At 57.1% G+C, this 13,594-nt stretch carries 10 protein-coding genes; 5 read left to right on the forward strand and 5 right to left on the reverse strand.

Annotated features, from left to right (window positions below; genetic code table 11):
* Positions 1-34: 34 nt before the first annotated feature.
* Both CFT65_RS13520 and CFT65_RS19470 read right to left on the reverse strand, forming a co-directional pair.
* Positions 35-274 carry a DUF1289 domain-containing protein gene (locus CFT65_RS13520; protein ID WP_088828637.1) on the reverse strand — a complete coding sequence of 80 codons (240 nt, stop codon included), beginning with the start codon at positions 272-274 and terminating at the stop codon, positions 35-37.
* Between the two features lie 166 nt (positions 275-440).
* The gene (locus CFT65_RS19470) at positions 441-2,165 is read right to left on the reverse strand and encodes a PAS domain S-box protein (RefSeq protein WP_088828638.1); all 1,725 of its coding nucleotides are present in this window, start codon (positions 2,163-2,165) and stop codon (positions 441-443) included.
* Between the two features lie 228 nt (positions 2,166-2,393).
* Here CFT65_RS19470 and CFT65_RS13530 point away from each other — a divergent pair, with 228 nt between their 5' ends.
* The 4 genes from CFT65_RS13530 to CFT65_RS13545 all read left to right on the forward strand — a co-directional run bounded on the left by CFT65_RS13530 (position 2,394) and on the right by CFT65_RS13545 (position 8,129).
* Positions 2,394-3,413 (forward strand): sodium:calcium antiporter, encoded by a 1,020-nt coding sequence (locus CFT65_RS13530; protein WP_088828639.1) that lies wholly within the window; start codon positions 2,394-2,396, stop codon positions 3,411-3,413.
* A gap of 14 nt (positions 3,414-3,427) precedes the next feature.
* Positions 3,428-4,123 carry an aspartate/glutamate racemase family protein gene (locus CFT65_RS13535; RefSeq protein ID WP_088828640.1) on the forward strand — a complete coding sequence of 232 codons (696 nt, stop codon included), beginning with the start codon at positions 3,428-3,430 and terminating at the stop codon, positions 4,121-4,123.
* A 93-nt stretch (positions 4,124-4,216) separates the two neighbouring features.
* Positions 4,217-6,409, forward strand: coding sequence for an OsmC domain/YcaO domain-containing protein (locus CFT65_RS13540; RefSeq protein ID WP_088828641.1), 2,193 nt, complete (start codon positions 4,217-4,219; stop codon positions 6,407-6,409).
* Positions 6,410-6,572: 163 nt separating this feature from the next.
* Entirely contained in the window at positions 6,573-8,129 is a 1,557-nt protein-coding gene (locus CFT65_RS13545) for a glutamate synthase-related protein (RefSeq protein WP_088828642.1), read from the forward strand.
* On the opposite strand, the gene CFT65_RS13550 is transcribed toward CFT65_RS13545, so the two are convergent.
* Positions 8,099-10,174 (reverse strand): dehydrogenase, encoded by a 2,076-nt coding sequence (locus CFT65_RS13550; RefSeq protein WP_088828643.1) that lies wholly within the window; start codon positions 10,172-10,174, stop codon positions 8,099-8,101. The two genes, CFT65_RS13545 and CFT65_RS13550, sit on opposite strands and share 31 nt — an antisense overlap.
* Positions 10,175-10,336: 162 nt before the next feature.
* On the opposite strand from CFT65_RS13550, the gene CFT65_RS13555 reads away from it, so the two are divergent.
* Entirely contained in the window at positions 10,337-11,350 is a 1,014-nt protein-coding gene (locus CFT65_RS13555; RefSeq protein WP_088828644.1) for a class I fructose-bisphosphate aldolase, read from the forward strand.
* Positions 11,351-11,380: 30 nt separating this feature from the next.
* Here CFT65_RS13555 and CFT65_RS13560 read toward each other — a convergent pair whose 3' ends face one another.
* Positions 11,381-12,373, reverse strand: coding sequence for an MBL fold metallo-hydrolase (locus CFT65_RS13560; RefSeq protein WP_088828645.1), 993 nt, complete (start codon positions 12,371-12,373; stop codon positions 11,381-11,383).
* 120 nt (positions 12,374-12,493) lie between these two features.
* The gene (locus tag CFT65_RS13565; protein ID WP_088828646.1) at positions 12,494-13,465 is read right to left on the reverse strand and encodes a tRNA dihydrouridine synthase; all 972 of its coding nucleotides are present in this window, start codon (positions 13,463-13,465) and stop codon (positions 12,494-12,496) included.
* Positions 13,466-13,594 lie beyond the last annotated feature (129 nt).

The following is a 13,594-nucleotide window of genomic DNA, read 5'->3' on the forward strand; positions in this document are numbered from 1 at the left end:
CCTGATTGCCGCAGGCTGTCCTCGTTTGCGGCAATCAGCTCTTCTTGCTCTTCTTCTTTTTTGCCTTCTCGTAAAGCTCTCGCAAAGCTTTCGGATTCTTCCCCTTGCCCGAACCGTGGGACTCAAGAATACGTGTCCAGATCGCCTGCTTTTCGTCCGGCGAGAGCTGTTTCCATTCCTTTTTCTCCTGTCTGGTACGACCGCAGGCTTTGCAGATAGCCTTCTTGTTGAATTCACAGGCATCAATGCAGGGTTTCTTGGTGACGGGCTCCATGGATCCTGGTTTCCTCTCCCTCTAAAGAAGTGGCTTAGTCCAAGACTGAGGACTGTGATTGTCGGATACAAGGCATGGTACCAGTGGAAAACCGAGACAGGACGCCCGCCAGTCGTCTCTAGCTAACTGAACAACGCGTTCGGGCGCCTCGGATAATGGCAGGGTCTTATCCTTCGATCCTGTTCAGTGAGGTTGCAAGTGCCGATACCCGCTGATTCGTCTCGTCTACCAGGCCATCAATTTCACCTGCCGAAGCGCTGGATTTCTGGGCCAATGAGCGCACTTCCTCAGCAACCACCGAAAAGCCCCTTCCTGCATCACCTGCCCTCGCGGCCTCAATGGCGGCGTTCAGTGCCAGAAGATTGGTCTGCTCGGCGATACCATTGATCGTGGAGACAATTCCGCTGATCTTGTTACTCACTTGCAGCACAGAATCCATGGCTTCCTGGGTTTCCTGCAGCGCAACATGACGGTCGGTGATGTCGATACCAAACAGAACGTATTTCCGGATCTCGCCGTTGAACTGCTTCAACGCAACAATCTGATAATCCAATGCCAACAGCGGCATGCCGTCCAACTGCACTGAGGATTTACCACTATATTCTCCGGTCTTCCTGAGAGCATCGATGCTTTCGCGGTTTAACCCAGACCAAAGCTTGTTCGCCGCCCGGGCTACCTTGTCCTCGGTTCCCCAGAGCTTGTAGATTAGGCCGTTAGCGCTGTGAAAACTGCCATCCGGATTGAACTCAATGGAAGCCATGGATCGTTCGATTGCTTGCAGTCGACGGGTAAAGTCCACGGTCTGCTGCTTGCTGCGGGTAATATCGGCTTCCACTGATATGAAACGCTGAACCCGACCTTTCTCATCGAACACCGGAGCAATGGACAGGGACACCCAGTAGGGCGTGCCGTTCTTGTGGTAGTTGAGGATCTCGGTGTAGAAGGGCTCCCGTCGGTCCAGATGCTCCCGGATCTGCCGTACCGTTTCAGGGTCAGTGCCATCGCCCTGTAGCAAGGGGCCTGGTTTCCGTCCCCTGCACTCTTCGAGGCTATAACCGGTCAGCTTTTCGAAGCCGGCATTGATGTATTCGATCTTGCCGTCGCCGTCGGTGATGATGATGCCGCTGTTGGCATGATCCGCCACCAGGGACAGCATCTCCATTTTCTCGCGTTTTTCGACTTCTTCCGTGACATCCTTAATGAAAGCCGTATAGGTAATGAGACCGTCAAATTCGATCTTGCTGATCGCAGCCTGGCCCCAGATTTTCGATCGGTCTTTTCGCTCAATTGTGAGTTCACGGTAACTGCCGACAATGCGGTTTTCGCCGGTTTGGCGGTTGCGGTTTACAAAGCTGTCATGCTGGCCGCGGATGGCTTCGGGCACCAGCATCTTGACGTTCTGACCAAGCACTTCCGCCCGGCTGTACCCCCACATAGCTTCAGCAGCCTTGTTAAAGAAAGTGACGTTATTGTGCTCGTCGATGGAAATGACAGCATCCATCGCCTGCTCCAACGTCTGGTTCATCATCTCGCGGGCGTACCGCTCCTCACTGATGTCCCGCACGAAAACGGTCATTTCCCCATTTGAGCCAGAATCGACGCCGGTTACCTCCAGATGGGCCCAGAATCCACGGCCCCGGGGGTTCTCCAGATAGACTTCTTCCGATTTGCCCTCCCCGTTTCTAAAGCTTCGAAGCACACCTGTGGGCAGGAGGTCGGAAGCGGCCAGGCCGATCACTTTGTCTCTGCCAATGCCCCACAACCCCTCTGCACTTGCGTTAAAGAAGGAAATTCTTTGCTGACGATCTATGGAGAGAATGGCTTGAGGCGCCTGCTCAAGAATCAGTGATGCACGGGACGGAAAAAACAGGCTGGATAGTAATTGGAGCATGGAGAACAAACCCTTGAAAGTGACGGCCCAGCCAGTGCCGGAATCCGTGAAGAACCTTTTAAAATTAATGTTATAGCGAATACGCTGGGCCCTGGAGAACAGACTTTGCCCGCATGTTTTTTATGGTAAGCGGTTTGTGAAATGGCGATAAAACCCGTCCAGCAGGCTGGGTTACCTATGCCGCCAGACCGTCTATAGTGAGACATACCAAACTGGTCGAGGCCCTTTGTGTTTTCGTCACTGACTACCGCCATTATTGCTTTTGCCATCGCCTCCTTCGTCATTGTGACAGCCGGCAGCCGACTTGCGCGGGTGGCCGATGAACTGGCTGATCGAACAGGCCTTGGAGAAGCATTGTTCGGCATCTTTCTGCTGGCCGGGGTAACATCACTACCCGACTTCGCCGCCACGCTGAGCGCGGCCATGGATTCAAGGCCGCATCTGGCCATGAGCAATGTGATGGGCAGCATGGCTGCGAACCTGGTCTTTCTGGGCATTGCGGACATCATGTACCGGAAAGCCAACCTGGAGCACGCGGCTGCGTCTTCCACCAACCTGATGCTGGCGGCGTTGTTAATCGTCTTGCTGGCGTTACCGCTATTGGCCATTGCCAGTCCACCGGTTTCCCTCTGGGGAATACACCCAATCACTCCGGTGATTACCGCAGCATATCTGTTCGGGCTGCACGTGGTTCGGACAACAGACAGTAAGCCCATGTGGTTTCCCCGACTGACACGCCAAACCGTTCCCGACAAGCCTGACAATTATCTTCATGGCGGCCTTACCCAGGCATGGGTCAGTTTCATTATTCTGGCCGCAATGACCGGCGTCGCCGGATGGGTATTGATGGAAGGGGCCAAGGTGATCAGCGACGAAACAGGTCTGTCTGATACCCTCATTGGCGGCCTGTTTACTGCGCTCGCTACATCCTCACCCGAGCTGGTCACCACCATTGCGGCCATACGCAGGAACGCGCTGACGCTGGCGGTGAGCAATATTTTCGGCACCAACTGCTTTAACATGCTGGTGATTGCATCCGCCGATATCGGCTACCCTGGCGGTTCAATCTATCACGACATTACCCCGATACAGATGACCTGGGGGCTTGTCAGCATACTGATGACAGCCACCTTGTTAATGGGAATGGTCCGGCGCCAACGCTATGGAATTGGCAAGATCGGGTTTGAAAGCGCTCTTATGCTTTCGGTCTATGCAGTGGCGCTGATCATCGTGACGATTAGCGAATAATAAGGAGATTACCCATGAAAACCATTGGTCTTCTAGGCGGCATGAGCTGGGAATCCACGCAGACCTATTACCGGCTCATCAACGAGGGCGTCAAAAACCGGCTGGGTGGGCTGCATTCAGCCAAACTGGTGCTTTTCAGCGTGGATTTCGCGGAGATTGAAGCGCTGCAACACAAGGGTGACTGGCCGGCTACTGCCGACATTCTGTCCGGGGCCGCACTGTCACTGCAGAAGGCCGGTGCGGATTTTCTGGTTATTGGCACCAACACCATGCACAAGGTTGCTCCGGAGATTGAACAGGCAATTCGGATTCCCACGCTGCACATAGCCGACGCCACAGCAAAGGTATTGGCAAAGGATGGCATTACCCGCGTCGGCCTGCTTGGTACGCGCTTCACCATGGAACAGGCATTCTACCGGGACCGGTTGGAAGATGCGGGTATTGAGGTCATTACGCCCGACGAGGTTCAGCGGGATGAGGTGCATCGGGTTATCTATGAAGAGCTTTGCCAAGGTCAGATCAAGTCCGCATCACGCAGTGCCTACCTGGATATCGTTGCGTCGCTTTCCGGGCGCGGCGCGCAGGCGGCGATACTGGGATGCACCGAAATCGGCCTGCTGATCAAGCAGGCCGATACCGAGGTTCCGCTCTACGACACCACGGAGATTCACGCCGCCCAGGCCGTCGAGCTGGCGTTAAGTCATCCGTAGAAGACCGACCAAGACGAACGCCTGCAAAAACTGGATAATGGCCGCCATTAAAAGCCATGACGCGCCAAATTCCCCGATCCAGGAATCTTTGTAATGGAAATCAACGTCAACTTTCTCGAGAACCTCAGACTTGAAGCCAAGTTTGACGATTTCACGGTCGTGACGGACCAGCCCATCCGCTACAAGGGCGACGGCTCGGCACCCAGCCCGTTTGATTACTTCCTCGCTTCCTCGGCCTTGTGCGCGGCCTACTTTGTTCGTGTTTACTGTCTGGCACGGGATATTCCCACCGAAAATATCCGCCTGTCTCAGAACAACATCGTGGATCCGGAAAACCGCTACAACCAGATCTTCAAGATCTCCGTTGAGTTGCCTGAAGACATCTCCGAGAAAGACCGGCAGGGCATTCTGCGTTCCATCGACCGCTGCACGGTGAAAAAAGTGGTCCAGACCGGCCCCACCTTCGAGATCGAGACCGTCGAGAATCTGGACGCTGATGCCCAGGCGCTACTGATGACGCAACCGGAGGGCGGCACCAAGACCTTTATCGAAGGCAAGGACCTGCCTCTGGAGCAGACCATCGCCAACATGACCGGCATCCTTGAAGACCTGGGCATGAAGATCGAGATTGCCTCCTGGCGCAACATCGTGCCCCATGTGTGGTCCCTGCATATCCGCGATGCCGCCTCGCTCATGTGCTTCACCAACGGCAAGGGCGCCACCAAGGAGAGTGCCCTCTGTTCTGCCCTGGGTGAGTTCATCGAGCGCCTGAGCTGCAACTTCTTCTACAACGACCAGTTCTTCGGGGAAGAGATCGCCAACAGTGAGTTCGTCCACTATCCGAATGAAAAGTGGTTTAAACCCGGCGCCAACGACGAGCTGCCTGAAGGCATTCTGGATGACCACTGCCGGACTATCTATAACCCGGACGGCGAGCTGGGCGGTTCCAACCTGATTGATACCAACTCCGGCAAAACCGAGCGCGGGATCGTTTCCCTGCCCTTCGTGCGCCAGTCCGATGGCGAGGTGGTGTATTTCCCCTCCAACCTGATTGAAAACCTGTTCCTCAGCAACGGCATGAGTGCCGGCAACACCCTGAACGAAGCAGAGGTGCAGTGTCTTTCGGAAATCTTCGAGCGGGCGGTGAAGAAACAGATTATTGAAGAGGAAATTGCCCTGCCGGACGTGCCCCGGGAGGTACTGAAAAAATACCCGCACATCCTGGAAGGCCTTGAGGCCCTTGAAGCCCAGGGCTTCCCGACATTGGTGAAAGACGCCTCCCTGGGCGGCCAGTTCCCGGTGATGTGCGTCACCCTGATGAACCCGCGAACCGGTGGCGTGTTTGCTTCCTTCGGTGCCCACCCTAGCTTTGAAGTGGCGCTTGAACGAAGCCTGACGGAGCTCCTGCAGGGCCGCAGCTTCGAAGGCCTAAATGATGTGCCGGCGCCCACCTTCAACAGTCTTGCCGTCACCGAACCGAACAACTTCGTGGAACACTTCATCGACTCCACCGGCGTTGTTTCCTGGCGGTTTTTCAGCGCCAGGTCCGATTATGATTTCGTTGAATGGGATTTTTCCGGCACCAACGCCGAGGAAGCCGAGTGTCTGTTCGGTATCCTCGAGGAGCTGGGCAAGGAAGTGTATGTCGCCGTCTACGAGGAACTGGGCGCGCCGGTCTGCCGAATCCTGGTTCCAGGCTATTCCGAGGTGTATCCGGTGGAAGACCTGATCATGGACAACACCAACATGGCTTTGGACTATCGGGAAGACATCCTCAACCTGCACCGCCTGGACGACGACCAACTGGCGGATCTGGTAGAGCGTTTGGAAGCCAGCCAACTGGACAATTACATGACGATCATCACCCTGATCGGCGTGGAGTTTGACGAAAACACCATCTGGGGCCAGCTCACGATCCTGGAGCTGAAGATTCTGATCTGCCTCGCCCTGGAGTGGCACGAAGAAGCCCTGGAGTTCGTCGACATGTTCCTGCAGTTCAACGACAACACCGTTGAGCGTGGTCTGTTCTACCGGGCCATGTATGGGGTGTTGGAAGTCACCCTGGATGAAGAGATGGAACTGGATGACTACATCACCAACTTCACTCGCATGTTCGGAGAGAACACTATGGAAGCGGTGGTCGGCTCGGTGAATGGTTCCGTTCGTTTCCATGGTCTTGAACCAACCAACATGCAGCTGGAAGGATTGGAAAAGCATCAGCGGTTGATTGAAAGCTACCAAAAGCTGCACGCAGCGCGCGCAGCCAAGGCGGGCCTGGCGGCCTGACCGTTGGCGGCTGAACCCTGATTATCGGGACCTGAGCTAACCGCGCTGCATTGGCGGCGCGGTCATTCCTGATCCACACTTGATCATTACAAGTAGCCTATTTGCGTTTAATGCCCGTACACCCTTGTACATTTCTGGCATACGCCAATCAAGGAGCCTTGCAATGAGCAATCCGGTGATCGCTGATAACAAGCCCAAGAAAGTCAGCCTGAAAAAAGGCGAAGAATACGCCTTCTGCGTTTGTGGCCGTTCCAACAACCAGCCCTTCTGCGACGGTTCCCATGGAGACACTGGGTTCAAACCCAAGGTCTTCAAGGCCGAAAAAGACGAAGAGGCGGTTCTGTGCCAGTGCAAACAGACCGGCAGCGCTCCTTATTGCGACGGCACCCACCAGCAATTCAGCGACGACCAGGTCGGCGAGGAAGCGCCGGATTCTGACGATGGCGGCGACGAGTCCGATGATGCGCCAAAGGCCAAATCTACGAAAGACGAACCAACGGTCGAATTTATTCACCAGCTGGCACGTGAAGGGCTGAGCAATATGGGCCATCACGGCCCCACGACCGCCATGGGCGTGCCACGACACACCCTGCCCCATTGGGATGATCTGCAGCTGATGGTAGCGCAGATGGCCAGCAAGCCGCTGGCTGACGACGCTGAAGTATCGAAAGAACTCGTGATCGGCCCTGAAGCCCGTAAGCCTCTTACCCTGACCATGCCCCTGTTCGTTTCCGACATGAGCTTTGGAGCCCTGTCGGAGGAAGCAAAGATTGCCCTGGCACGGGGCGCCGAGCTTGCCGGCACCGGCATCTGTTCCGGCGAAGGCGGCATGTTACCGGAGGAGCAGCAGGAAAATTCCCGGTACTTCTATGAACTTGCCAGCGCCAAGTTTGGCTACAAGGAGGAACTGCTCAAGAAAGTGCAGGCATTCCACTTCAAGGGTGGCCAGGGAGCCAAGACGGGTACCGGTGGCCATCTGCCCGGCAACAAGAACACCGGCAAGATATCGGAGGTCCGGAACATTCCCGAGGGGGAACCCGCCAACTCCCCTCCCACTTTCGACGATTTGCGCTCGGTTGAGGATTTCCAGCGCTTCGCCAGCCATGTTCGTGAAGTTACCGGTGGTATTCCTGTGGGTTTCAAGCTCAGTGCCAATCACATCGAGCGGGACGTGCAATTCGCCCTGGATGCCGGCGCCGACTACATCATTCTGGACGGCCGTGGCGGCGGCACCGGCGCAGCCCCCGAGATCTTCCGGGATCACATCAGTGTGCCAACCATTCCAGCCCTGGCCCGGGCCCGGCGCTACCTGGATGATCGCGGCGCAAGCGGACGGGTCACGTTGATCGTCACCGGCGGACTGCGAGTGCCTATCGATTTCGTGAAGGCCATGGCGCTGGGAGCAGACGGTATCGCCGTTGCCAACAGTGCCATGCAGTCCATTGGCTGTGTTGCGGCCCGGATCTGCAACACCAACAACTGCCCGGCAGGCATCGCGACCCAGAACAAGGATCTGCGCCAGCGGTTGAACGTGGACCAGTCAGCCAAACAACTGCAGAACTTCCTCGAGGCTTCCGTCTCGCTGATGCAGGTGATGGCCAGGGCCTGTGGCCACGACAGCCTGAGCAAACTGAATATTGATGACCTGTCCACCTGGCATCGTGAGATGGCCCTGCTCAGCGGCGTTCGCTATGCCGGTGTGCTTGATCCCTCAGCCTGATGCTCTTCGCTGGCCGCCAGGACTCGAACCCGTTCAAAATCCTCCTCGGTGAACACACCGTTCACCCCGGAAATGGCGGCCAGCTTCATGCCGTGCTTCAGGCCCAGCTTGTAGATCTCGCGCACCTTCTCCCACTCGATGTTCCGGCCCAGGGTGAAGTTCTCAAAACGCGCTTCCAGGGCCAGCACAATGGTTTCTGCCAGGCATGCATAGGCGATGCCCTTCGGCAGTCCGATGTCTTTCATGTGCACCTCGCCCGGTAGCTGGATCTCGCCGGATTCGATCACCAGCACATCCGGACGTTTGGCCACATCTTCTGCCGGAATATCCAGGGGTCGGGCTACGTCGGTGATCACGCATCCAGGCTTCACTTTCATGATATCCAGGATACGTTTGCCGGCGCCGGAAGTGGCCGTAACGATCATGTCCATTTCCGCAAGATCGCGTTCGGCCGAACCGGCAACATGCACAATGGCCCCCGGCGTTTCCTGTTCGATGCTTTCCTTGAGTGCCAACAGTTTGGCCGGCTCCGGTGCCGCAAGGTAAATCTCATCCACTGCCTTGGCCAGCAATCTGGCGCAGACCGAACCGATCGCACCCGTGGCACCCACCACCATGGCCTTGCCGGCAGCTTTGCCACTGGGACCAATACTTACCCGCCCTATTTTCTTCATGGCGTCATGGGCCGCCCACAGGGCGCCGGAGGCGCTGTAGCTGTTGCCGGTTGTGATCGGCAGCGGTGCCCGCTTGGCGACCGTTATTCCGGCATCACCCACGACCTTGGTAAACGCACCCAGGCCCATGATCTGGGCACCAAGCTTCTTCGCCAGTTTTGCCGCCTGCAGCAGCTTGGCGTAGGTAAATTCCGGCCCATGAGCCATGATCTCCCGTGGGGTGCCACCAACGGTAATGAGCCAGCCCTCTACCTCATCGCCATTCGGCGACCGGATTCCGGACACCTTCGAGTAGATGAATGGCGGTGAATACGCTATGGCCTTTTCAACCAGGTTCATCACCACTGGAGGCGAAACATTGGCAACCCAGTCCAGGGGCGGTGTTTTGGTAAGGTATTGCTGCGACAAGGGGTGAATGACAAACGCAAACCGGTTGACCCGACGGTAACCGTCCGGATACAGGATTCGTGGTTCGATACCCAGGCTCTGGATAACGTCCAGATAGTCATCCGGGCCCAACTGGTCCGGTGTCCTGGAAAGCGCCGCGCTGATCATCGCCTCCATGACATTTACCCCCACTGGGCGGCCCTCAAGCCACGGACTGTAGTCCACCACCATGGCAACCTTGCGCGAGCGCATCCAGTCCATGGCAGCATCCGTTACCCTTGAGGTAATCACGGTTTTTCCATCCAGCTCTTTAGCTGTGAAGTTCTCCAGATCGCCAATGGAGGCCACAATGACATGGGCCTCGGACACAGCGTGATGAAGCGAACCTTTTACGAGGTTCTCACCCAACCGATAAAGTGGTGTTCGGAGAATGGTCTCAACCGCTTTCACAGCCGCCGGCCTGAACATGATCGGTGCCGTCAGCGAGGTATAGGTCTCCAGTTGCTTCAGAGAGGTCAGCAACCTGGGCACTCCAAAATCTGTGTAGGGGTCCGCGAAGAACAGATTTTCAGTATGTTCTGACAGCGCCCTGGCAATTCGATAGCCGGCCTGTCCATTCATAAAGAGCACACGAGCGTTGTCGAAGAAATGCCCGAGTTCAGACTGAGTATGGCGTACGGCCCATTCCTGCAGGATAGCCCGCAAGCCCGCACCGGTGGTCACGGGCTTATCAGGCACACAGGCCTCGAGGCGAGCGGTATCGGGGTGCTCAAGCTGCTCCCGGCCCACCTCGTAATGATCGTGCACCATGCTCAGGCCGATGGCGTCTGCCTGCGTATGCACCGACTCCAGAACCGCCTCGGCCCGGGAAAGATCGCCATCCGTGCCAATTCGGATAATCCGGAAAGGCTGGCCGAGGAACGTGGTTTCCAGATCGTAATCGTATTCGGAAGATCCCTGGCTGACACTGACAACGGTTTTCATATTCAGGCTTCCCTTTTTCCTGTTGTTATCATTTACAGCCTAATTCAGGAGATCGATTTCTGCCTTAGCCCAGATCAAATTCCAGTGCACTATTCAACGTCTACAATAAGGTGATCGGCCGAACGACCACTCAGATTTTCAAGGATCAATCAGGAGCTCACTATGACCACTCAGGAAGAACTCAACGCCACCGTCCGGGAACTGGTTCAGCCCGGCAAGGGAATTCTCGCGGCAGATGAAAGCCACCCGACCATTGCCAAGCGCTTCAAAGCCGTTGGTGTAGAATCCAGCGAAGATAAACGTCGGGAGTACAGGAGCCTCATATTGTCAGCTTCCGGGCTCGGAGAATTCATCAGTGGGGTTATTCTGTTCGAAGAGACGCTGGGCCAGAACAGCCTGGATAATGTGGCCATGCCGAAGCTGCTGGCCAGCAAAGGCATCGTACCGGGCATCAAGGTAGACAAGGGCAAGGGACCCCTGGTCAATGCACCCGGCGATGAGATCACCTATGGCCTGGACGGCCTGGAGGACCGCCTGGAAATCTACAAGAACCAGGGGGCGCGGTTTGCCAAATGGCGAGACGTTTTCCATATCTCGGACACCCTGCCCTCACGGCAGGCGATCGAGGCGAATGCCGAGGTTCTCGCCCGTTACGCAGCTATCTGCCAGTCATTAGGCATCGTGCCCATCGTCGAGCCGGAAGTGTTGATCGACGGCAATCACAACGTCGAGCGCTGCGCGGAAGTCAGCGAGGCGGTGATTCGCGAGGTGTTCCATGCCCTTTACCGGCATAAGGTGGCACTGGAACACATGATCCTGAAACCCAGCATGGTGACGCCGGGCAAGGAAAGTCCGAAGGCAACGCCCGAAGAAGTGGCGAGCGCAACCCTCGACGTATTTCGAAGGGCAGTTCCGGCCGCGGTTCCCGGCATTTTCTTTCTCTCGGGCGGCCAGACCCCGGAAGAAGCCACCCTCAATCTGAACGCCATGAACAGCATGGGCGCCCAGCCCTGGGAGTTGAGCTTCTCCTACGGACGGGCGTTGCAGGAACCCGCGCAAAAGGCCTGGGCCGGCAATCTGGATAGTGGTCCAGAGGCTCAGGCAGCACTGCTCAAGCGCGCCCGCCTGAACGGTGCCGCTCGCTCGGGCAGTTACCGACCGGACATGGAGGACTGATCGGCAACTGACTCGCGTCAGCGTGTTCCCTCAGTCGCAGCCAGAGACGCAGCTCGCCATGCCGTTGAACGCCATGGTACGGCCACTGAGGGGCACATGGACCGGTACATTCACTGAATCCCGGAACAGAGCCGTGCGCGTTCCTTCCTGCACCTTGCCACCGGAGGTAGCCGGTTCGTTGGCATGGGAGGCTATAACCGCCTTCGGTTGCACCAGATCGTTGATCACGTATGCAGCCTGTTTGGGCCCGGTGGTGAAGGTATCACCGATGTTCATCACCACAAGTCCCGCACCGTAGTGATCCCTCACGACCAGCCTTTGCTCGGCGGTAATCCCGGTATCACCGGACAGGTAGACCACCAGGCCGTTGGAGAACCTGAGCACGTAGCCTGTGGGTGGTCCGACACTGGCACCCACACCGGCGGCAGCCAGATACTCCGCCAGCGGCCCGGTCAGGAACGAAGGCGATACTCCATTGCTGTGCACAGCCGGCACGGTAGTAATGGCCACGCCGTCAACCTCACGCTCGCCACCGAAACGTACCAACAGGGAGTTTGCAGGATCACCGCCGGCATCCTTCAACTTGGCAGCAAAGAAGGCAGGCATTTCGCTACCCGTAATAATTTTTGCACCGTGTTTTACCGCAATATCGACGGTATTGGATTGTGGCAATGTTGAAACGCCGGTGTCCGGAGATCCGCAAGTGCCCTGATTGGTCTTGCTGATACGCTGATCACCCACATGGTCCCCATGCATGTGGGAAACCAGAACAACATCAATTTCGCCCAGTCGGGGATCGTCCGGACCGGCGACGGTTCTGCCGGCGTCATAGAGAATTCGGGTGCCATTGGGATCTTCAAAGACCAGCGCCCGGTCCCGGCCACAGAACTCACCATCGTGGCTACCCAAGGGTGTGACTTTCACCACGTGGTCGTCGGCGACCGCCGGCATAGCGGCACCGAATAGCATAAAGACAGACATTCCGGCAGAGGCCAGCGTGTTGCGCAAACCTGCTTTGAACATGTTGTTCGTCCTCCCACTCGTTTTATTGTTGGTACCGGTATTGATACGAACGACAATGCCGTTGATACCAGTGTAGACGGCGGGCAGTTCAACATGCGCGGGGGGGGGGGTGGATCGGTGTCAGGCGGCGCGGGAGCCTGTCAGGATAACCCGCTGCTCCAGGCATGCCATCATGGGCGCCACCTGACGTATTTTCCGGGCCTCGGGCCAGAGCGCTTCCGCTTCAGCAAAACCCTGGCGGAGAAAGTTGAGCCACTGTTTTATGCGACCGGTGACATAGCGGTCTTCAAGCCAGCCCTGCAGAACGGTTGCGTACTCGCGAACAAGTTCTACAGCTTCCGGCCAGGTCATATCGGCCACCGTCTCGCCCTGCTGGCTAGCCTTGATCTTACGCGCCAGGTCCGGCCGGGCGATCAGGCCACGGCCAATCATCACGTCATCACAGCCCGACACTTCACGGCATCGCCAGTAGTCCGCGACGGTCCAGATCTCGCCGTTGGCAATAATGTGGGTCTTCACCGCTTCCCGTGCCCGGGCGATTTCCTCCCAGTAGGCCGGTGGTTTGTAGCCATCCACTTTGCTGCGAGCGTGGATTACAATCTCTTCGGCTCCGGCCGTTTCCAGGGCCTGGGCACAGGCTACACCCATGGAGCGGTCGTCATAGCCTAGCCGCATCTTGGCTGTGACGGGCACATGCACGGGCACAGCCTGACGTACCGCAGCCACAATCTCGTGCATCAGCTCCGGCTCGCGCATCAACACGCAGCCGCCCTTGTGCTTGTTCACCGTTTTGGCCGGGCAACCGAAGTTGATATCCAACTGGGTAGCGCCAAGTTCTGCCGCACGCGCGCCATGGCGTGCCATCTGGCGGGGGTCTGAACCCAGTAACTGAACGGCAACAGGGGTACCCACCTGGGTGAGCGACTGGTTTTGTAGCTCGGGGGCGTATTTGTAGAACACTCTTGGCGGCAGCATGCCGTGGGTCACGCGCACGAATTCCGTTACGCAGCGGTCAATGCCGCCAACCCTGGTGAGGGTTTCACGGATAGGTGCGTCAACCAGCCCTTCCATCGGTGCGAGAATGATCCGCATGAGTGCTCCAGCAATAACAGGGTCTGTTCAGGGTGAGGCTGATCAAAAATCAGACGGGATGGATTGTAAGGAATTTGGCGGGAAGTTGATAGACGGGCACCCCGATACCGGGGTGCCCAACCTCTTACT

It is taken from the genome of Marinobacter sp. es.048 (assembly GCF_900188435.1).
Taxonomy (GTDB): domain Bacteria; phylum Pseudomonadota; class Gammaproteobacteria; order Pseudomonadales; family Oleiphilaceae; genus Marinobacter.